Annotated in this window: 17 protein-coding genes; 2 read left to right on the forward strand and 15 right to left on the reverse strand. The window is 68.7% G+C overall.

Annotated features, from left to right (window positions below; translation table 11 throughout):
• Position 1: 1 nt before the first annotated feature.
• From AC1DES_RS13925 to AC1DES_RS13940, 4 genes are all read right to left on the reverse strand, one after another.
• Positions 2-1,423 (reverse strand): PIG-L family deacetylase, encoded by a 1,422-nt coding sequence (locus tag AC1DES_RS13925; protein WP_476896293.1) that lies wholly within the window; start codon positions 1,421-1,423, stop codon positions 2-4.
• Positions 1,417-2,523 (reverse strand): hypothetical protein, encoded by a 1,107-nt coding sequence (locus tag AC1DES_RS13930; protein ID WP_476896294.1) that lies wholly within the window; start codon positions 2,521-2,523, stop codon positions 1,417-1,419. The genes AC1DES_RS13925 and AC1DES_RS13930 overlap by 7 nt, the downstream gene beginning before the upstream one ends.
• 161 nt (positions 2,524-2,684) lie before the next feature.
• Entirely contained in the window at positions 2,685-3,362 is a 678-nt protein-coding gene (locus AC1DES_RS13935) for an O-methyltransferase (protein WP_476896295.1), read from the reverse strand.
• 54 nt (positions 3,363-3,416) lie between these two features.
• Positions 3,417-3,749, reverse strand: a complete 333-nt coding sequence (locus AC1DES_RS13940; RefSeq protein WP_476896296.1) for a thiamine-binding protein — start codon at positions 3,747-3,749, stop codon at positions 3,417-3,419.
• A 176-nt stretch (positions 3,750-3,925) separates the two neighbouring features.
• On the opposite strand from AC1DES_RS13940, the gene AC1DES_RS13945 reads away from it, so the two are divergent.
• Complete coding sequence (locus AC1DES_RS13945) at positions 3,926-4,558, forward strand: TetR/AcrR family transcriptional regulator (protein WP_476896297.1); 633 nt, start codon at positions 3,926-3,928, stop codon at positions 4,556-4,558.
• Between the two features lie 12 nt (positions 4,559-4,570).
• On the opposite strand, the gene AC1DES_RS13950 is transcribed toward AC1DES_RS13945, so the two are convergent.
• The 6 genes from AC1DES_RS13950 to AC1DES_RS13975 form a co-directional block, all read right to left on the reverse strand.
• Positions 4,571-5,299 (reverse strand): ANTAR domain-containing protein, encoded by a 729-nt coding sequence (locus AC1DES_RS13950; protein WP_476896298.1) that lies wholly within the window; start codon positions 5,297-5,299, stop codon positions 4,571-4,573.
• Positions 5,299-5,505 carry a hypothetical protein gene (locus AC1DES_RS13955; RefSeq protein WP_476896299.1) on the reverse strand — a complete coding sequence of 69 codons (207 nt, stop codon included), beginning with the start codon at positions 5,503-5,505 and terminating at the stop codon, positions 5,299-5,301. The genes AC1DES_RS13950 and AC1DES_RS13955 overlap by 1 nt, the downstream gene beginning before the upstream one ends.
• Positions 5,506-5,662: 157 nt before the next feature.
• Positions 5,663-5,974, reverse strand: coding sequence for an AzlD domain-containing protein (locus AC1DES_RS13960; protein ID WP_476896300.1), 312 nt, complete (start codon positions 5,972-5,974; stop codon positions 5,663-5,665).
• Complete coding sequence (locus AC1DES_RS13965) at positions 5,971-6,723, reverse strand: AzlC family ABC transporter permease (RefSeq protein ID WP_476896301.1); 753 nt, start codon at positions 6,721-6,723, stop codon at positions 5,971-5,973. Before AC1DES_RS13965 ends, AC1DES_RS13960 begins: the two co-directional genes overlap by 4 nt.
• The gene (locus AC1DES_RS13970; protein WP_476896302.1) at positions 6,720-7,202 is read right to left on the reverse strand and encodes a DoxX family protein; all 483 of its coding nucleotides are present in this window, start codon (positions 7,200-7,202) and stop codon (positions 6,720-6,722) included. Before AC1DES_RS13970 ends, AC1DES_RS13965 begins: the two co-directional genes overlap by 4 nt.
• A 67-nt stretch (positions 7,203-7,269) precedes the next feature.
• Complete coding sequence (locus AC1DES_RS13975) at positions 7,270-8,169, reverse strand: glycerophosphodiester phosphodiesterase (RefSeq protein WP_476896303.1); 900 nt, start codon at positions 8,167-8,169, stop codon at positions 7,270-7,272.
• 191 nt (positions 8,170-8,360) lie between these two features.
• Here AC1DES_RS13975 and AC1DES_RS13980 point away from each other — a divergent pair, with 191 nt between their 5' ends.
• Positions 8,361-9,566, forward strand: coding sequence for a DUF445 domain-containing protein (locus tag AC1DES_RS13980; protein WP_476896328.1), 1,206 nt, complete (start codon positions 8,361-8,363; stop codon positions 9,564-9,566).
• 32 nt (positions 9,567-9,598) lie between these two features.
• On the opposite strand, the gene AC1DES_RS13985 is transcribed toward AC1DES_RS13980, so the two are convergent.
• The 5 genes from AC1DES_RS13985 to AC1DES_RS14005 are packed head-to-tail and all read right to left on the reverse strand — an operon-like array spanning position 9,599 to position 17,748.
• Positions 9,599-10,843, reverse strand: coding sequence for an MFS transporter (locus AC1DES_RS13985; RefSeq protein WP_476896304.1), 1,245 nt, complete (start codon positions 10,841-10,843; stop codon positions 9,599-9,601).
• A gap of 44 nt (positions 10,844-10,887) precedes the next feature.
• Positions 10,888-11,727: a respiratory nitrate reductase subunit gamma gene (gene narI, locus AC1DES_RS13990; protein ID WP_476896305.1), complete on the reverse strand. Its 840-nt coding sequence runs from the start codon at positions 11,725-11,727 to the stop codon at positions 10,888-10,890.
• A 2-nt stretch (positions 11,728-11,729) separates the two neighbouring features.
• The gene (gene narJ / locus AC1DES_RS13995) at positions 11,730-12,350 is read right to left on the reverse strand and encodes a nitrate reductase molybdenum cofactor assembly chaperone (protein WP_476896306.1); all 621 of its coding nucleotides are present in this window, start codon (positions 12,348-12,350) and stop codon (positions 11,730-11,732) included.
• Positions 12,347-14,038, reverse strand: a complete 1,692-nt coding sequence (narH, locus tag AC1DES_RS14000; RefSeq protein WP_476896307.1) for a nitrate reductase subunit beta — start codon at positions 14,036-14,038, stop codon at positions 12,347-12,349. The genes narJ and narH overlap by 4 nt, the downstream gene beginning before the upstream one ends.
• Entirely contained in the window at positions 14,038-17,748 is a 3,711-nt protein-coding gene (locus AC1DES_RS14005; protein WP_476896308.1) for a nitrate reductase subunit alpha, read from the reverse strand. Before AC1DES_RS14005 ends, narH begins: the two co-directional genes overlap by 1 nt.
• Positions 17,749-17,815: the final 67 nt, after the last annotated feature.

The following is a 17,815-nucleotide window of genomic DNA, read 5'->3' on the forward strand; positions in this document are numbered from 1 at the left end:
GTCACCGGCCCGGTCCGGCGTCGGGCGCCGGTGTTTCCGGTCCGGCGCCGGGCGCCAGGAGGACCTCCAGCACGAAATCGCGCTCCCGGTAGAGGCCGCCGCCGGCCCAGCCGAGCTGCCGGCGCGCCGCGGCGTGGACGGCGTCGCCGTCGAGCTCCCAGCCTGTGAGCGGGTGCCGCCAATGACACAGGGCCAGGGTCCCGCCGGGCAGGAGGGCGCCCTCAACCCGCTCGAACAACCCGGCCAGTTCCGCAGGCGAGAGGTAGTACCCGACCTCGGAGACCACGATCAGATCGAAGGAGCCGTCCGGCCAGTCCTGCGGAACGGTGAGGTGCCGGGTCCGGGCTGCGGGCAGGTGGGCGAGCCGCCTGGCGGCGTGTGTGAGGGCCGCACTGCTCGCGTCCACCGCCAGGAAGCTGCCGCACCGTGGCGCAAGCTCCACGCTCAGGGCTCCGATGGAGCAGCCGATTTCGAGTCCGGACGTGTAGCTCCGGCCCGGGAGAGCCGCCAGGGTGAGGGATCGTTTGCGGTGCTCGTACCAGCTGGTGGTGTAGTGCCAAGGGTCCTCGCTGCGGTTGTGGACGGCGTCGAAGACGGTCTCCGCGTCATCGGCGGCGTAGGCGCGGCCGGGCCCGGCACCCGAAGACGCGGCAGCCGGCCGCTGCCAGGCGAAGGTCTCCCAGGGCCGTTCGAAGTGTTCCAGGAAGGCCGCCGGCAGGAGCACTTCGTCTCCGGGCAGCCCGGACAAGGCCCGGACCTGGGAGGCATGGGCTGCCATGGCGTCGTGTTTGGCCCGTTGCTCGGCCGGGCTCAGGGGCACCCGGAGCCAGGACTGCCACGCCGGGTCGGCAGGTTCAGCCCACAGCCAGTACCAGATGGGGTATTCCAGCAGCCCGTAGCCCCGGGCGGCGCTGACTTCGGCGGCGACGGATCCCAGCACCTCGTGGTCGGTGTGGCCGTCGTGGCGGTAGGGGGCCACGAGGACGGTCCTGTCGGCGGCCCGGCCGCTGTGAGCGGCGGCGTCCTGCAGCGCAGTGCGAAGCGGCTCCCGGTGTTCGGCAAGCTTGCCGTCCGGCAGTGCCAGATACTCCCATGCGGCGTCCGGCAGGAGCTGCGCGAGGGCACCACCGAATTCCCGGAGCCGGACTGCGGCCAGCTGTTCCGGCGTCGTGGTCGGCGATCCGGGGTGCGAGGCCTCACCCGCCGTGCACAGCAGGACCCGGACGTGGGCGCCGAGGGCGCGCAGCCGGGCCAGGAGGCCGCCGGCGCCGAGCGATTCGTCATCGGGGTGGGCGGCCAGGACGAGGAACGCGGTGCCGGCCAGTTCCGCTGCGTCCAGCGGCAGTTCCGGGAGCACGGCAAGGCCGCTGGCTGCCCAGGCGTCCTCGCTGGTCCCGGCGTCGTTGTGCGTGAAGCTCACCACGGGCTTTCTCCAGTCAGCGTCAGGGCACCCAGCTGGGCATCATCCCGCATCGCATGATGCTGGCGGATGTAGAGGGAAAGGTCCGCCATCCGTTTTCCGTACTGCTCGTCGAATACCAGCGGGCCGGGTCCCAGGTTCTGGCTCACCAGCGACTGGATGCGTTCGACGGCGGCCGCGACGTTGCCCCTGATGCGCAGGGCCTCGCTCCGCGCGTTCGTCCCCGAGAGCTCGCCGGAGTCGATCCGGGCGGCGGTCAACGCCAGATAGGCGGTCAGGGAGCCCAGGGTGCGGTCGATCTCGCCGAGGTGTGCCAGGGCGATCTGGTCCGGCTCGCGTCCGCCGACGGCGGCTTTCCGCAGGGACTCCCTGAAGCTCCGCGCCACCGCGACGGCCCCGCCCAGCCAGCAAGCGGCAACGCCCATGCCGCCCCATGCGAAGCCAGGGCGCTGGTAGTACCAGCCCGGGGCGCCCAAGGGCACGGCCGGCACAGCGTCGAAGTGCACGGTGCCGCTGGGGACTTCACGCAGACCCCGGCTGGTCCAGCCGGGGTCAGCGAAGCTCACCCCGTCGGCGTGGAGGTCGACGGCGAAGGCGGCCCGGCCGCGGCCTTCGACATGGGCCGTTACGACGGCATGGTCCAGCTGCGCGGCCAGGGAACACCACGGCTTGGACCCGTCGAGCAGGAATCCGCCGGGGGCGTCCCGGGCACCGAGGCGCAGCCCGGGGGCCTCGGCCGCAAACACGCCCCAGGTTCCCTCGAAGTGGGCCCCGCCAAAATCCTGGACATCTCCGTCCTCCGCCGTCGCGTCATGGGTTGCCTGGGCGAGGATGGCCGCGGCGTCCAGATGCGGTTCCAGCACCCGGCCGGCCGCGACGTCGACTGCGGTGACGGAGGCAAGGATCTCCCACAGGAGAGCGGTGGTGCCCTCCCCCGGCCTCGGCGCCGTCCGTGCCGCGGCTTTGGCCAGGTCCAGGAGCGCCGGGACATCGCCGGCTGCCGCTTGCGCGGCCGCGAGCAACGGACGGATCGCGTCCAGTTCCGCCGCCGAAGAGCTTATCCGCACAGCGGAAGGGAGAGTGGTGTCGGGGGTCCCGTTCATTCGGAGGCCTGTTTTTCCTTCGGGAAGTGCGTCTGGTCCGTTCGCGTCCGCGGCCGCCGGCAGGGGCGCCGCTTAGTAAATCTAAGCATACTTAGCACTTGCTTCCGGCCGGGCGGGCCACCCGCGACTTACTGCATCTGCCGCGCATGGCCTGGCCGCCCCTACCGCACGAGCGCAAGGGCGAACCCGTCCCAGCCCTTGGAGCCGACGGTCTGGATCACTGTTCCGTCCAGCCGAGGGTCCTCGCCCATCATCTGCAGCGCGCTGATGATGCCCGGAGCGTTCACGGTGTCCATCGAGGGATCAAGCACTGCGCCTTCCCAGACCACGTTGTCCATCACGATCGTGGTGCCCGGCCGCCCCAGCCGGATGGCCCAGTCGAGGTAGTGCGGGTTGTTTTCCTTGTCCGCGTCGATGAAGACGAAATCGAAAGGCGCCACGGCCTCTTTGCTGAGGGCCCGCAATGTGTCCAGCGCAGCACCGACCCGGATCTCCACTTTGTGGCCCAGTCCCGCGTCGTCGACGTTTGCCCGGGCCACCCGGGCATGTTTGGGGAGGTATTCGCACGTCACCAGCCGGCCGCCGTCGGGCAGCCCCTGGGCCATCCAGATAGTGCTGAAGCCGGCCAGTGTTCCGATCTCCAGCACGCGGCGGGCGCCGGAGAGCTGCACCAGCAGTTTCAGGAGTTTGCCGGCGTTGGGTGCCACCTCGATGGGCGGCATGCCCGCTTCCAGGGCGGTGGTCACGGCACGCTGGAGCGACCGGTCCGGGCGGACCACAACGGCGGAAAGGAAGTCCTCGACGGCAACCCACCCGGAGGCGGCCTGATGCTCGATCATGCCCCAAGTCTCCCAGTTGCCCGGGCCGGGCGGTAGGCTGTCCGGGGTCCGGCCTCAGCGGGCGTTCCTGGCCTCGCCGATCGCCTTCTCGAGCCGCTCCACTTTGCCGGTGAGTTCGCCGGAGAACCCGGGACGGATGTCCGCCTTGATGACCAGCGAAACCCGGCTGCCATAGCGCCCGACGGCTTCGGTGGCCCGCTTGAGAACAGCGAACACCTCATCCCATTCGCCCTCGATCGTGGTGAACATGGAGTCCGTGTGGTTCGGCAGCCCGGACTCCCGGACGATCCGCACGGCCTCGGCGACGGCGTCGTGGACCGAAGCGTCCCCGGGCGCCTGGCCGTTGGCGGGCGCTCCTGACGGTGCCACGGAAAATGCTACGAGCATGTGGTTGTTTCCCTTCACGCGATCCGGCCTTCCGGCCACTTTTGCAGGCCTTCGGGCCCTAGTCTTTCACGTGCATGAGAGGCTTCAGCGCCCCGGACAGGTGGCCGAAAACGTCACATAACGGGATACCCGGAAGTAACAGGTTTCTCCAACCTCTGCGTTGCTACCCTAGGCAAATGAACCGGGCAGTAGACCGCAGGCCGCTCCGCGCTGACGCGGCGCGCAACGTGGACAAGATCATCACCGCGGCCATGGATTGCTTCCGCGAGCACGGCCCGGAAGTTCCCCTGCAGACCATCGCCGTGACGGCCGGAGTGGGGCCGGCAACGCTGTTCCGGAATTTCGCGGACAAGGAAGAACTCGTGCTCGCGGCACTGAACCGGCAGCTCCGGGAGCAGGTCGATCCGGTCATTGACGAGGCGCTTGCGGGTCCCGACGCCGCCGACGGCCTGCTTCGGGTCATCAATGCCCTGATGCGCGTTGCCAGTGAGGACGCCAACCTCCTGGGCGCCGTCGCGGGGCGCCGGGGACTGTTGACCGGGATCACCGGCGGCCTGATCGAATCCGTCGCAGTGCTGCTGGGGCGGGGGCAGGGGCAGGGAACCCTCCGCAGCGATATCTCAATGGCGGACATGATCCGCCTCCTGGCCATGCTGATCGGCGTCGTGGACACCATGGAGCCCGGCTCGGACGCCTGGCGCCGGCCTGTGGCGCTCATCGAAGACGCCATCCGGACCGAGCGGCCGCACCGTCCCCTGCCACCGCAGGCCCCGTTTCCCGGCACGGCATTCGAGGCCGTGTTGGGCTAATGCCGCTGCCGGCTACGCCCGGGCGCTGAAGTCGGTGGAACACACACCGTAGTCGAACCGGCGCAGGATCTCCTCGGCCACGGTCCGCAGCTTGACGTTGCGGTTGTTGGAGACCTTGCTGAGGAGGTTGAAGGCCTCAGCCTGGGAGCAGCGGCTCTGGGCCATGAGAATTCCGGATGCGAGATTGATGATGGTGCGCGACTTCATGGCCTGCAGCAGGTCCCGGTTCATGCTCTCGACGGACCCGAGCCGCACGGCCAGCCGCATGGACTTGCCGGCCGTCGCGGCGAAGGCCTCGCACGCGTCGGCAATCCCGCCGTCGAACGCGTCGGGGCAGGCGGCGAAGAACGTCAGGACGGCCGCGGCCCCGTGATCAAGCGCCAGCGGCACGCTCAAAATGCTCCGGCTGCCGCGCTGGGCCGCGGCCTGCTGGTAGCGGACCATCCGCGGCTCCGCGACGGCGCCGTTGAGCCGTGATGCCTTGCCGGTCTTCAGGGCTTCCAGCCCCGGGCCGAAGAATCGCTCCTGCAGCTGCTCCAGGGCGAGCGCCTCGGGGGCGCTGCCGGCAACGGCCGCCGGCAGCCGGTGCCGGGTCAGCCGCACCGAACACAGAACCGGGCACCCGGCAGCAAAGACGGCAAACTCGGCGGAGACGCCGGACAGCTCGTCGAGGAACTCGTCAAGGCTCGCATTCTCAAGCACCAGGTCCTGCAGCCGCTCCGACAGACGGGCCCCCGGCATCAGTCCTCCGCCGGCTTCTCTTTGGCCTCGAGAAGGTGGTGCTGAAGCTTCTCCTCGGCTTCCCGGCGCCGTCGGGCCATCTCCCGCAGTTCCCTAGTGGACTCGGCGCCCGGGGGAACGAAGGGCTCGTGGGGCTTGGCACGATGCCCCTTGCCTGGCTCGCCCGTGGCTCCCCCAGTGGCCTCCGGGTCCTCTTTTTCACTCATCTTCGAATGCTCCCACGCGGTTTCTGCCCCCAATAGGGACTAAAGACCATTCCGCTGCGCCCGGCGGAGCCAGTGAGCTCCGGCCGATTCGTTGCGGCCGGTCAGAGGCGGGCGGTCGGGGGCGGTCGGTCAGAGGCGGGCGGTCGGGGGCGGCCGGTCAGTCCCAGCCCATGAGGCGCAGTCCGGCGGCCGCGGCGGCCCCGGCCAGCACCACGACGAGGAAGGGCGCCCGGAAGCACAGCGCGACTCCGGCCGCGGCAAGCGAGCCCAGCCGCGCGTCAAACGCGAGGGACTGGCCCGAGGCGACGGCGTTGACGACCGTCAGGGACGCCAGCAGGCCGATCGTCATGGTTCCGGCGATCCGGGATGTCCGGGGATCGCGGAGCAGGCTGGCCGGCACCAGGTATCCGAGCAGCTTCCAGGCGTAGGCGAGCAGACAGGACAGGAGCAGCCACATCCAGAGGTTCATGCGGCGCTCCCCGGACGGCTATCGGGGGGATGGACAACGTGGTGCCCGGCGTAGGGGTCCAGGTCCGGTTCCAGGCCTTCGTCACGGCGCCCGCGGCTGAACCAGCCGACCGCTGCCGCGACGACGGCCGCGACGAGAATCGGAACGCCGGAGGGCACGAACGGCACGGCCAGTACGGTGGCCAATGCGCAGACGACGGCGATCGCGACCGGTTCCCGGCCTTTCAGCCGCGGCCACAGCAGGCCCAGGAAAGCCGCGACAGCCGCGCCGTCGAGGCCCCACTGCTTGGGGTCCCCCAGGGCACCTCCCGCCAGGGCCCCCAGCGCCGTGAACAGGTTCCAGAGGCAGAAGACGCCGATCCCGGCGGTCCAGAAACCGCGCTTCTGCTCGATCGGGTCCGTCTGCCCCGTGCCCGTCGCGGTGGATTCATCGATCGTGAGCTGGGCCGCGGCGAAGCGGAGCCAGCCGCGCGGCCGCAGCAGGGCGTTGACCTGCATGCCGTAAATCCCGTTGCGCATGCCCAGCAGGGTCGCGGCGCCCAGGGCGGCGACCCCGGAGCCACCGCCGGCCACCACCCCGATAAAGGCGAACTGTGACCCGCCGCTGAACAATAAAAGGCTCAAGGCCATGGTCTGCCAGAAGTCGAGTCCCGAGGTGATGGACAGGGCACCGAAGGACACCCCGTAGAGGCCGGTGGCGATGCTGATGGAGAGCCCGATCCGCACAGCCGGGGACTGCAGGAGTTTCACAGCCGCAGTCCCGGACCCGGCTTCCGCGGAGCCGGGTGCCGCACGGGCCGTTTCATCAGGGTCCAGGCCCAAAGGATAAGGGGAGCCTGGAACGGCAGCCGTACTGTGTGTGCCTTCCGTCCGCGGGGCGTTCCCGCCGGGCCGTAGGCTTTGCGCAGTGCGTCAACGTGACCGGCGAGGAACAGGGTGAACATCGCCGTGACGCAGCCGGCCGCGGCCCGGCGGGTGGCCGGGACCAGCAGCCCGACGGCGGCGGCGGCTTCCAGGAGCCCGCTCGCCGCGACCCACTCCCCGCGGGAGAGAACGGCGAAGGGCCCGTTCGGAGTGTCCCCCGAGTCGTCGCGGCAGAGAACGTCCGGGACCACGTGGTCAAAGAATTCCGGCTCGCGGAAGTGCTTTCCGGCACTGGCCAGCAGCAGGGCACTCATGGCGGCCGCGGACAGTGTCTGGGTGGCCGGGCCGGACCAGGGAAATGGCATGGAACCACTCAACCACAGCCACAGTGCCGACCGTAATCCGGAGGCAGCCGGGCCGGAGGGGTGGAGTTCAGCGCAGCGGCTGGCTGCCGGCCGTGAGCTGGGCCAGGACCTCGGCAGGGCGGTTTGTGGTGATCTCGTGGATGCCGAGCCCCTGGCACAGGGTCACGTCGTTTTCTGAGTCCACCGTCCATACCCGGAACCGCCGCCCGGAGTCGAGCCAGCGCTGGACTGTGCGCGCGTGGCTGCGGACATAGTCAACGCCGGGGCCGGCCATGCCGGCCTCGCATTCATCGAGGATCCGCTCCGCTTCGGTCTGAGCGGCTTTCATGACGTTGGCCAGTGCGCTTCCGGTGAGGGCCCCGAGACCGAGTTCCTCCCGGATTTCCTCCACAACCACGTCGTCCACCAGTTGGCAGACGGACGACGCCGGAACGGACCTGAGCAGGTGCTTGACTGAATCCGGGCTGAAACTCATGAACGACACCGTGATGTTCCCCAGCATCGACGACTCCGGATTCCAGCCTTCGGCCGTGAGGATTTCGAGGATCCGGTCTTCGAGTTTGAGCTGGAAGGGGCTGGGGTGCTTGAGTTCGATCGCCAGGCCGATCTCCCGTCCGGCCGAGCGCAGGATGTCGAGCAGCTCAGGCAGGGTCAGGAGCTGTTCGGACCGGGCACCGTATTCATCCGGGATTCTCGCACCTTTCCAGGAGGAGAAGTCCAGCAGCCGGAGCTCTTCCAGGGTTCGGTCGGCCACGGGCCCGGTGCCGTCCGAGGTCCGGTCCAGGTTGGCGTCGTGCAGCAGCACCGCGTGCTGGTCCCGGGTCAGGTGTATGTCGCACTCCACGCCGTCGGCGCCGTCGGTGATTGCCTGCAGATAGGCGGCCCGGGTGTGCTCGGCGAAAGCTCCGCTCGAGCCCCGGTGGGCGTACACCAGCGGACGGGCGGGGATGGACACGTCAGTCGTCATGGTGACACGTTAGCGGACAGCCCCTGCCCGTGCGGGACTAGGCTGGGCACATGCAGGTGAACACTGAGGCAAATACCCGTTCCGGCGGCGCGGCCGGCACCTCCGTGCCGCCTGCCGTCCAGGCAGCCGGCCCGGCCGGCCGGCAAGGCGACGCATCCAACGACGTCGAAAAGGCTGCGGCCCTGCGGAGCATGAAACTGCTGGCCCTGTCCCTGCTGATCGCGATGGCCATCGTCTTCGTGGCCGCCTTCGCCCTGCAGAAGCAGTATCCGTCGCTTGAGTACGTCCGGGCCGCGGCCGAGGGCGGCATGGTGGGCGCCCTGGCCGACTGGTTCGCCGTCACGGCCCTGTTCAAGTACCCGATGGGCATCAAGATCCCCCACACCGCCATCATTCCGCGCCGCAAGGACCAGATCGGCGCCTCGCTGGGCGAATTCGTGGAGACCAACTTCCTGTCCGAAGAGGTGGTCCAGGAGAAGCTGGCGTCGGCGGACATCGCGCGGAAGGCGGGCGCATGGCTGTCCGGTCCCGGCGGCGCCGAGCGCGTCGCGAAGGAGGGCGCGGCCGTCATCCGCGGCGCGTTCAAGGTCCTCAATGACGACGACGTCCAGTCCGTGATCGAGGGAATGGTCCGCAGGCACCTGCTCACTCCCCCGTGGGGGCCGCCGGTGGGACGGCTCGCGGAGCGGATCTTCGCCGACGGCCACCACCACACCCTCGTGGACCTCCTCGTGGACCGTACCGTGGACTGGGTGCGGGACAACCACGAGACCGTCGGCAGGCTGGTGTCGGACCGCTCCCCGCAGTGGGTTCCGCAGTTCGTGGACGGCCTCGTCGGAGACAAGGTCTATCTGGAGATTCTGAAGTTCACCAAGGCGGTGCAGTCCGATCCGCAGCACCAGGTCCGCCAGTCTATCGACACGTACCTCAAGTCGCTGGCCAAGGACCTGCAGCACGATCCCGTCATGATCGCCCGGGCCGAGGGCATCAAGGCGCAGGTGCTCGGCGATCCCGAGGTCAGGGAGCTGGCCTCCCGCACGTGGGGCACCATCAAGGCGGCGCTGCTGACCGCCGTCGACGATCCCCACAGTGAACTGACGGTGAAGTTCAAGGCCGCCGTGCATGATTTCGGCACCCGGCTGGTGGTCGATCCGGAGCTGGCCGGCAAGGTGAACGCCTGGATCGGCGACGCCGCGGGCTACCTCGTGAAAACGTACCGCTCGGATATTGCCGGCGTCATCACCGACACCGTGGCCCGCTGGGACGCCGAGGAAACCTCGCAGAAGATCGAGCTTCAGGTGGGCAAGGATCTGCAGTTCATCCGAATCAACGGCACCGTGGTGGGAGCCCTCGCTGGGCTGGCCATCTTCACGCTGGCGCACCTGGTCTTCGGCTAAGCGAGGCTCGCCGTCTAAGCGCGGCTCGTCGTCTAGGCGGGGCTGACGGCCCCGCTGGGCGGCGGCGTGCCGCGCCTGGCCCTCCCCCGGACGGCGAAGACCGTGAACGCCAGCGCCGCGAGCGCCGTGACCACGAGCAGCAGCAGCCCGATCGAGTAGCTGTGCGTCGCGGCGTCGTAGGTGGCGCCCATCACCAGTGGCGGGAAGTAGCCGCCGAGGCCGCCGGCGGCGCTGACCACGCCGCTGATGCTGCCGACCTTTCCTTCCGGCGCCAGCACGCCGACCCAGGCGAATACCCCTCCCGTGCCCAGGCCCAGCGCCGCTGCCATCGCGACGAAAGTCAGCCCGGCGGGGACTTCGCCGTCGACCTTCAGGTTCACCACCCAGCCGAGCACCGCGACGCCGAGGAGGGAGGTGATGACCACCGGCTTCGGGCCAAGCTTGTCCGCAAGCACCCCGCCCACCGGCCTGGCGAGCACCGCGGCAAGGGCGAACCCTGCGGTGCGGGCCCCGGCCCCGCCGGGGTCGAAGCTGTAGACATCCCGCAGGTACGTGGGCAAGTAGGTGGCGAAGGAAACGAAGCCGCCGAACACGACGGCGTACAAGAAGCACATCTTCCAGGTGACCGGGGTCCGGGCCGCATCGGCGAGCTTGGGCAGCACAGGTGCGGTGTTGCGGGTCCAGCCCGGCGATTCCTTCATGAAGAACCAGATGAAGGCGGCCATGACGGCCAGGAGCCCCGCGATCAGCAGGTGCGTGGGGAAGTAGCCGATTCCGGCGACGAGGCGGGGATTGAGGAACGCGGCCAGCGCCGTTCCGCCCATGCCTGCGCCGAAGACGCCGGTGGCGAAACCGCGCCTTGCGGGCTCGAACCAGGCGCTGACGAACGGGATGCCGACGGCGAAAACCGTTCCGGCGACCCCGAGCAGCAGCCCCGCGCCGAGGACCACGGCGAAGGAGTTGAGGGTGCCGCCGAGCGCCACGCCCAGGATCGGGAGGATGGCGGCGAGCAGGACGAAGGTGAACATGGCGCGGCCGCCGTACTTATCCGCAAGGGTTCCGACGACGATCCGCCCGAGCGATCCCACGAACACGGGCATGGCCACGAGGACGCCGGTGGCGGCCGGGTTCAGGTGCAGGTTCTGGGTGTAGAAGGAACCCAGGGTCGCCACGGAATTCCACGCCCAGAAGCACACCACCGAAGCACAGGTGGCGAGCACCAGGTTGAGTGTCCGGCCGGCGGGGGCGGCTGCGGACAGGGGCGCTGCTCCGGCCACGGTGTTCTCCTTTTTCGTTCGGGACTTCGGTTCGGACGTTGTGCTCAGCGGTTCCGGGTGTCCCGGTCCCGGGTTCCGACGGCGGACCAGCCGCGGCGGGCGGCTGTGCCCGTGGTCCGCGCGCCCGCGGTTCCGGCTGTGCCCGCGGCCCCGGCCTTGTCACGGTCGCGCGAGCGGTAGACGATGTAGGGCCGGAAGAGGTAGTGGAACGGGGCAGTGAAGGCGTGGACGAGGCGGGTGAACGGCCAAATGACGAACAGCGACATGCCCACGAGGGTGTGCAGGTGGAAGGAGAACGGGGCGGCGGCCATCGCGGCGATGTCCGGCTTGAAGATGAACAGGGACCGGAACCACGGGGCGACGGTCTCCCGGTAGTTGTGGCCGTGTTCGCCTTCAAAGACGCTGGCGAGGGTGGTCCACAGCCCGAAGACGATCGCCGCCGTGAGCACGACGTACATGGTCTTGTCGTTCCGGGTGGTGGCCATGAAGACCGGCCCGGTGGTGCGGCGCCGGTAAATGAGCAGGATGATCCCGCCCAGGGTCCCCACCCCGGCCACGCCACCTACCAGCAACGCGTTGAAGTGGTAGAACTCCTGGCTCATGCCCACGGCCTGGGTCCACACCATCGGGATGACCAGGCCGAAGAAGTGGCCGGCGATTACGGCGAGCAGGCCGAAATGGAACAGTGGGGAGGCGATGCGCAGCAGCCTCGACTCGTAGAGTTGGGAGGACCGGGTGGTCCAGCCGAACTGGTCATATTTGTAGCGCCAGACGAGCCCTCCCACCAGGACAACCATCATGACGTACGGCAGGACTCCCCAGAGCAGGATGTCCACAGCGGAGATGTCGACGGCGGATCCGGGCGCGGTCTCGAGTACCAGCATGGTCAGGCCCCCTTCACGGGCAGCAGCCGCGGATCGTAAGGATCGAGCCCCACGGCCTCGGTAGGGGGCCCGTACCCGGCCATCCGCATGACGGCCTGCTCGTCCGCCGGGGACTTTCCGGGCAAAGTCGCGCAGACGGCCTGCAGGATCCGCGCATGCGGAAGCTCATCCCGGAGCAGCCCGAAGCGCAGCATCTCCAGGCTCGCCCGGAAGCGTGTCAGCAGCTCGCGGCCGGCAGCCATGTCCACCACCGCGGCGTATTCGAGGACCATCGGAAGGTAGTCCGGCAGCTCCCCGTGGGTGTCGACGAGGATGTCGCTTTGCCGGTACGCCTTCTTGAAATTGCCCAGTACTTCGCCGCGGCGCCGGGTGTCCCCGTCCGTCCAGTAGGACAAATGCAGCGCGTGGCGCTTGCCGAGATCGAACTCGCGCACGTAGTGTGCCTGGATTTCCATGGGAGCGGTGGACTCGAGCCGGTCCAGGACCTCCGCGAAGTCCGCCGCAGAGCCCGGGAACTCGGCGAGCGCGGCCCGCATGAGCGGCACGCGGCCGATGAGTTCCTCGTCCGGATAGGACAGGCACCAGGCCGCGGCCAGATAGAGGACCTGGGTGCGCCGCGTCACCGCTGGTCCCCCGCCGGCGGCGGACCAGACGGACCGGGTTTGGCCGGGAACATCCCCTCCGGCGCGCCGGTGCCGTCCCAGTTGAGCAGGTTCACCCTGCCGCGCAGGCTCGCCTCTCCGGGTGCGGAGCCGGAGGTTTGCCGGTCCCGCAGCGCATTGAAGGTTTCCACCGCCACGGGGACGGGCCTGCCGCTGGCCTCGCCGAACGGCGCGGAGTCCTGCATGCCCGGGCCGCCTTCGAAGTCCAGTGAGCAGCCCATTTCCTCGAGGTCGTGCGCCTGTTCCACGTGGGCCTTCGGGATGACGTAGCGCTCCTCGTACTTCGCGATCGCCATCAGCCGGTACATCTCGTACATGCTCTGGCCGTCCATGCCCACGGCCTCGGGGATGGAATCCTCGGGGTCGTTGCCGAGGCTGATCCCGCGCATGTAGGAGCGCATCGCGGCCAGCTTCTTCAGCACGGCCGTGACGCGGTCCGCGTCGCCCGCAGTGAACAGTTCCGCGAGGTACTCCACCGGGATGCGGAGAGCATCAATGGCGCCGAAGAGGTTGCCGGCGTCCTCGCCGTCGTGCCCCTGGTCCCGCAGGAGGTCCACTACGGGCGAGAGGGGCGGGACGTACCAGACCATCGGCATGGTCCGGTATTCCGGGTGCAGCGGCAGCGCCACCTTGTAGACCTTGGCCAGGGCGTACACGGGCGAGCGGCGGGCGGCGTCGATCCAGTCCTCCGGGATGCCCTGCGCCCGCGCCTCCGCCTGGACGGCGGCGTCGTTCGGGTCCAGCAGCACGTCCATCTGGGCGTCGTAGAGTTCCTGCGGGTCGGTGACGGACGCCGCTTCGGTGACGGCGTCGGCGTCGTACAGGAACAGGCCCAGGTACCGCAGCCGCCCGACGCAGGTCTCGGAGCAGACCGTCGGCAGCCCCACTTCCACCCTCGGATAGCAGAAGGTGCATTTCTCGGCCTTGCCGGTCTTGTGGTTGAAGTAGATCTTCTTGTACGGGCAGCCGGTGACGCACTGGCGCCAGCCGCGGCACTTGTCCTGGTCCACCAGGACAATCCCGTCCTCCACGCGCTTGTAGATCGCGCCGGAGGGGCAGGAAGCCATGCAGGACGGGTTCAGGCAGTGCTCGCAGATCCGCGGCAGGTAGAACATGAAGGTCTGCTCGTACGCGAACTTGATCTTGTCCTCGGATTCCCGCCGGATTTTCTCCACGATCGGGTCAAGGTGGCCGTGCTCAGTGGAGCCGCCGAGGTCATCGTCCCAGTTGGCGGACCAGGTGATCTTGGTGTCTTCCCCCGTGATGAGGGATTTGGGCCGGGCCACCGGGAAGTCGTCGCCGAGGGGTGCGTCCACGAGGGTCTTGTAGTCGTAGGTCCACGGTTCGTAGTAGTCCTTGAGCTCGGGCTGGACCGGGCTGGCGAAGATCCCGAAGAGCTTCTTGACCCGGCCGCCCGCCTTGAGGACCAGTTTTCCGCGCTTGTTCAGCGACCAGCCGCCCTGCCATTTCTCCTGGTCCTCGTAGCGGCGCGGATACCCCTGCCCGGGGCGGGTTTCGACGTTGTTGAACCAGACGTATTCGGTGCCCGCACGGTTGGTCCAGGCCTGCTTGCAGGTCACGGAACAGGTGTGGCAGCCGATGCATTTGTCCAGGTTCATGACCATGCCCATTTGAGCCATGACACGCATCAGTACTGCACCTCCTGGGAACGACGGCGGACGGTGGCAACCATGTCGCGCTGGTTTCCGGTGGGGCCAAGGTAGTTGAACGCGTAGGCCAGCTGGGCGTAGCCGCCGATCAGGTGCGAGGGCTTGACCAGCAGCCGGGTCACAGAATTGTGGATGCCGCCGCGCCGGCCGGTGGCCTCCGACTTCGGCACGTCGATGGTGCGTTCCTGCGCGTGGTGCACGTAGACCACGCCGGCCGGCATCCGATGGCTGACAATGGCCCGGGCCACGAGGACGCCGTTGATGTTCAGGCACTCCACCCAGTCGTTGTCCTTGACCTTGATCGCGGCGGCGTCGGACGGGCTCATCCAGACCGTGGGTCCGCCGCGGGACAGCGAGAGCATGAGCAGGTTGTCCTGGTATTCGGAATGGATGGACCATTTCGAATGCGGGGTCAGGTACCGGACCACGACTTCCATGGCCCCGTCCTGGCCGAGTTTGGGTTCCCCGAACAGCCGGTGCATGTCCAGCGGCGGGCGGTAGATCGGCAGGGCCTCGCCGATGTCGATCATCCAGTCGTGGTCGAGGAAGAAATGCATCCGTCCGGTCAGCGTGTGCCAGGGTTTGAGCCGTTCGACGTTGATGGTGAACGGGGCGTAGCGCCGGCCGCCGGTTTCGGACCCGGACCATTCCGGCGAGGTGATGACAGGAACCGGGCCGGCCTGGGTCTGGGCGAAGGTGATGAATTTTTCCTCGGAACCCTCGGACAGGTCCGCGAGCTTCCTCCCGGTGCGGATTTCCAGGTCCTTGAAGCCCTGCACGGACAGCGCCCCGTTGGTGGTGCCGGAAAACGCCAGGATGGCCTCGGCCATTTTCGCGTCGGTGTCGATCGCGGGGCGGCCGTCCGCGGCGCCGCCGAGCATGACGCCGTTGGAGCGGCTCAGTCTCTCCAGCGGGCCGGCGAGTTTGTAGGTGACGTTCTTGACCGTGAAACCGAGTTTGTCCGCCAGGGGCCCGACGGCGGCCAGCTTGTCAGCGATGGCCGTGTAGTCCCGCTCCACGACGGAAAAAATGGGCATGTTCTGCCCGGGCACCGCCGGGATGGAGGTGTCCCTCCAGTCCCGGACTATCCCGCCGGGCTGCGCGAGCTGGCCGGGGGTGTCGTGCTGCAGCGGCACGCTCACGAGGTCCCGCCGGACCCCGAGGTGGGTTTTCGCCATCCGGGAGAACTCCCGGGCCAGGAGGTGGAAGGTCTCGAAGTCGGTCTTGGTCTCCCACGGCGGATCGATCGCGGGAGTGAAGGCGTGCACGAAGGGGTGCATGTCGGTGGACGACAGGTCGTGTTTCTCGTACCAAGTGGCGGCCGGGAACACGACGTCGGACAGCAGCGTGGTGGAAGTCATCCGGAAGTCCGCGGAGACCAGCAGGTCCAGTTTCCCTTCCGGCGCCTGCTCGTGCCATTTCACGTCCCGGGGCTTGAGCCCTTCGGCGTGGTCCTGGCCGAGGACGTTGTTGTGGGTTCCCAACAGGTTCCGGAGGAAGTACTCGTTGCCCTTGGCCGAGGAGCCGAACAGGTTGGAGCGCCACAGGACGAGGGTCCGGGGCCAGTTTTCCGGGGCGTCCACGTCCTCGATCGCCGGGTTGAGGGTGCGGTTCTTCAGGGCGTCGGCGATGTAGCCCGGGGTGTCCTTGGCCGTTCCGGCGGCGACGGCGGCCTCCGCCTCATCCGCCACGTCCAGCGGGTTCCGGTCGAATTGCGGGTAGAACGGCATCCAGCCGAGCCGGGCGGACTGCGCCAGCGCGTCCGCGGTGTGCATCCCGTCCAACGCTCCGGTGGAGAGCGGGGATTTGAGCGCGTCCGCGGAGTAGCCGTCCTGGCGCCACTGGTCCGTGTGCATGTACCAGTAGCCGGTGCCGATCATGGTCCGCGGCGGCCGGGCCCAGTCCAGCGCGTTTGCCAGCGACACCCAGCCAGTGGCGGGCCGGGTCTTCTCCTGCCCCACATAGTGCGCCCAGCCCCCGCCGTTGCGGCCCATGCAGCCGGTCAGCATCACCAGGGCCAACACGGCCCGGTAGGTGGCGTCGCCGTGGAACCACTGGCAGATCCCTGCACCCATGATGATCATGGACCGGCCTTTGGATTGTTCCGCGTTGCGGGCGAACTCCCGCGCGACCCGGATGCAGGCCTGCGCCGGGACGGACGTGATCTCCTCCTGCCAGGCCGGGGTGTACGGGGTGGCGGCGTCGTCGTAACCGGCGGCCCACTCGCCCGGGAGCCCCTCGCGGCCCACGCCGTACTGCGCAAGCATGAGGTCGAAGACTGTGGTGACCAGCTGGCCTTCCAGCTCAAGGACGGGCACGCCGCGCCGGAACACGCTGCCGGCCCCGCCCGCGTCCTCGAAGCACGGCAGCAGGATCTCGGCGCTTTCCCCGGAGACTTCGCGGAGCGACAACGCCGGTTCGATCCCCTCAAGGTCCAGGTTCCATTTGCCCTCGCCGCTGCCGGAGTAGCGGAATCCCATGGAGCCGTTGGGGACCGCGGGCCGGCCGGTGGCCTTATCGAACAGCACGGTGCGGAACGCCGCATCCTCTGCCCCGGCCTCGGCCGGGAGGTCCCTGGCGGTGAGGAACTTGGACGGCGTGAGTGAGCCGTCGTCGCGCCGTTCCAGCCGGACCAGGAACGGCAGGTCCGTGTACTGGCGGACGTAGTCCGAGAAGAAGGGCACGTCGCGGTCGACGAAGAATTCCTTGAGCATGACGTGCCCCATGGCCATCGCCAGTGCGGCGTCCGTTCCGGCCTGGGCGGGGAGCCACTCGTCGGCGAACTTCGTGTTGTCCGCATAGTCCGGGCTGACCGTGACCACCTTGGTGCCGCGGTACCGCACCTCCGCCATCCAGTGCGCGTCCGGGGTCCGGGTCACCGGGACGTTGGAGCCCCACATCATGAGGTAGCTCGCGTCCCACCAGTCACCGGATTCCGGGACGTCGGTCTGGTCGCCGAACACCTGCGGGCTGGCCACCGGCAGGTCCGCGTACCAGTCGTAGAAGGACGTCATCACCCCGCCGATCAGCTGGATGAAGCGGGTCCCGACCGCGTGCGAGACCATGGACATCGCCGGGATCGGCGAGAAGCCGGCGCAGCGGTCCGGCCCGTAGGCCTTGATCGTGTTCACGTGCGCGGCGGCGGCGATTTCGATCGCCTCCTGCCAGGAAACGCGCACCAGGCCGCCCTTGCCGCGGGCCTGCTGGTAGCGGCGGCGCCGTTCCGGGTCCCCCACGACGTCGGCGAAGGCCAGCACCGGGTCGCCCAGCCGGGCCTTGGCTTCGCGGTACATTTCCACCAGGACGCCGCGGGCGTAAGGGAAGCGCACCCGCGTGGGTGAGTAGGTGTACCAGGAAAAGGCCGCCCCGCGCGGGCAGCCCCTCGGCTCGTATTCCGGGCTGTCCGGCCCCACGGACGGATAGTCGGTCTGCTGGGACTCCCACGTGATGATGCCGTCCTTGACGTACACCTTCCACGAGCAGGATCCGGTGCAGTTCACCCCGTGCGTGGAGCGGACCACCTTGTCGTGGCTCCACCGGTCGCGGTAAAAGATGTCGCCCTTGCGGCCGCCCTCCCTGAACACCGCCCTGCCGTCGTCGGTCTGGTCCCATTTCGTGAAGAATCGGCCAAGCTTCAACATTGCATCCGAGGCAGGTCCATCTAACCCCGCGGGGCCTCCGGCAGTCATGCCTTCAAGCTAGGTGGCGCTTTCTGGGCCCGATAGGGCCTTACGGCACTGGGCAGGCACCGGGCAG

The sequence above is a fragment of the Arthrobacter sp. 05T442 genome, assembly GCF_056395945.1.

What these genes read in the sequence shown, in the direction of transcription:
- AC1DES_RS13930 (WP_476896294.1), bottom strand. Translation starts at nt 2,523, where the DNA reads ATGAACGGGACCCCCGACACCACTCTCCCTTCCGCTGTGCGGATAAGC.
- AC1DES_RS13935 (WP_476896295.1), bottom strand. Translation starts at nt 3,362, where the DNA reads ATGATCGAGCATCAGGCCGCCTCCGGGTGGGTTGCCGTCGAGGACTTC.
- AC1DES_RS13940 (WP_476896296.1), bottom strand. Translation starts at nt 3,749, where the DNA reads ATGCTCGTAGCATTTTCCGTGGCACCGTCAGGAGCGCCCGCCAACGGC.
- AC1DES_RS13945 (WP_476896297.1), top strand. Translation starts at nt 3,926, where the DNA reads ATGAACCGGGCAGTAGACCGCAGGCCGCTCCGCGCTGACGCGGCGCGC.
- AC1DES_RS13950 (WP_476896298.1), bottom strand. Translation starts at nt 5,299, where the DNA reads ATGCCGGGGGCCCGTCTGTCGGAGCGGCTGCAGGACCTGGTGCTTGAG.
- AC1DES_RS13955 (WP_476896299.1), bottom strand. Translation starts at nt 5,505, where the DNA reads ATGAGTGAAAAAGAGGACCCGGAGGCCACTGGGGGAGCCACGGGCGAG.
- AC1DES_RS13960 (WP_476896300.1), bottom strand. Translation starts at nt 5,974, where the DNA reads ATGAACCTCTGGATGTGGCTGCTCCTGTCCTGTCTGCTCGCCTACGCC.
- AC1DES_RS13970 (WP_476896302.1), bottom strand. Translation starts at nt 7,202, where the DNA reads ATGCCATTTCCCTGGTCCGGCCCGGCCACCCAGACACTGTCCGCGGCC.
- AC1DES_RS13975 (WP_476896303.1), bottom strand. Translation starts at nt 8,169, where the DNA reads ATGACGACTGACGTGTCCATCCCCGCCCGTCCGCTGGTGTACGCCCAC.
- AC1DES_RS13980 (WP_476896328.1), top strand. Translation starts at nt 8,361, where the DNA reads ATGAAACTGCTGGCCCTGTCCCTGCTGATCGCGATGGCCATCGTCTTC.
- narI (WP_476896305.1), bottom strand. Translation starts at nt 11,727, where the DNA reads ATGCTGGTACTCGAGACCGCGCCCGGATCCGCCGTCGACATCTCCGCT.
- narH (WP_476896307.1), bottom strand. Translation starts at nt 14,038, where the DNA reads ATGCGTGTCATGGCTCAAATGGGCATGGTCATGAACCTGGACAAATGC.
- AC1DES_RS14005 (WP_476896308.1), bottom strand. Translation starts at nt 17,748, where the DNA reads ATGACTGCCGGAGGCCCCGCGGGGTTAGATGGACCTGCCTCGGATGCA.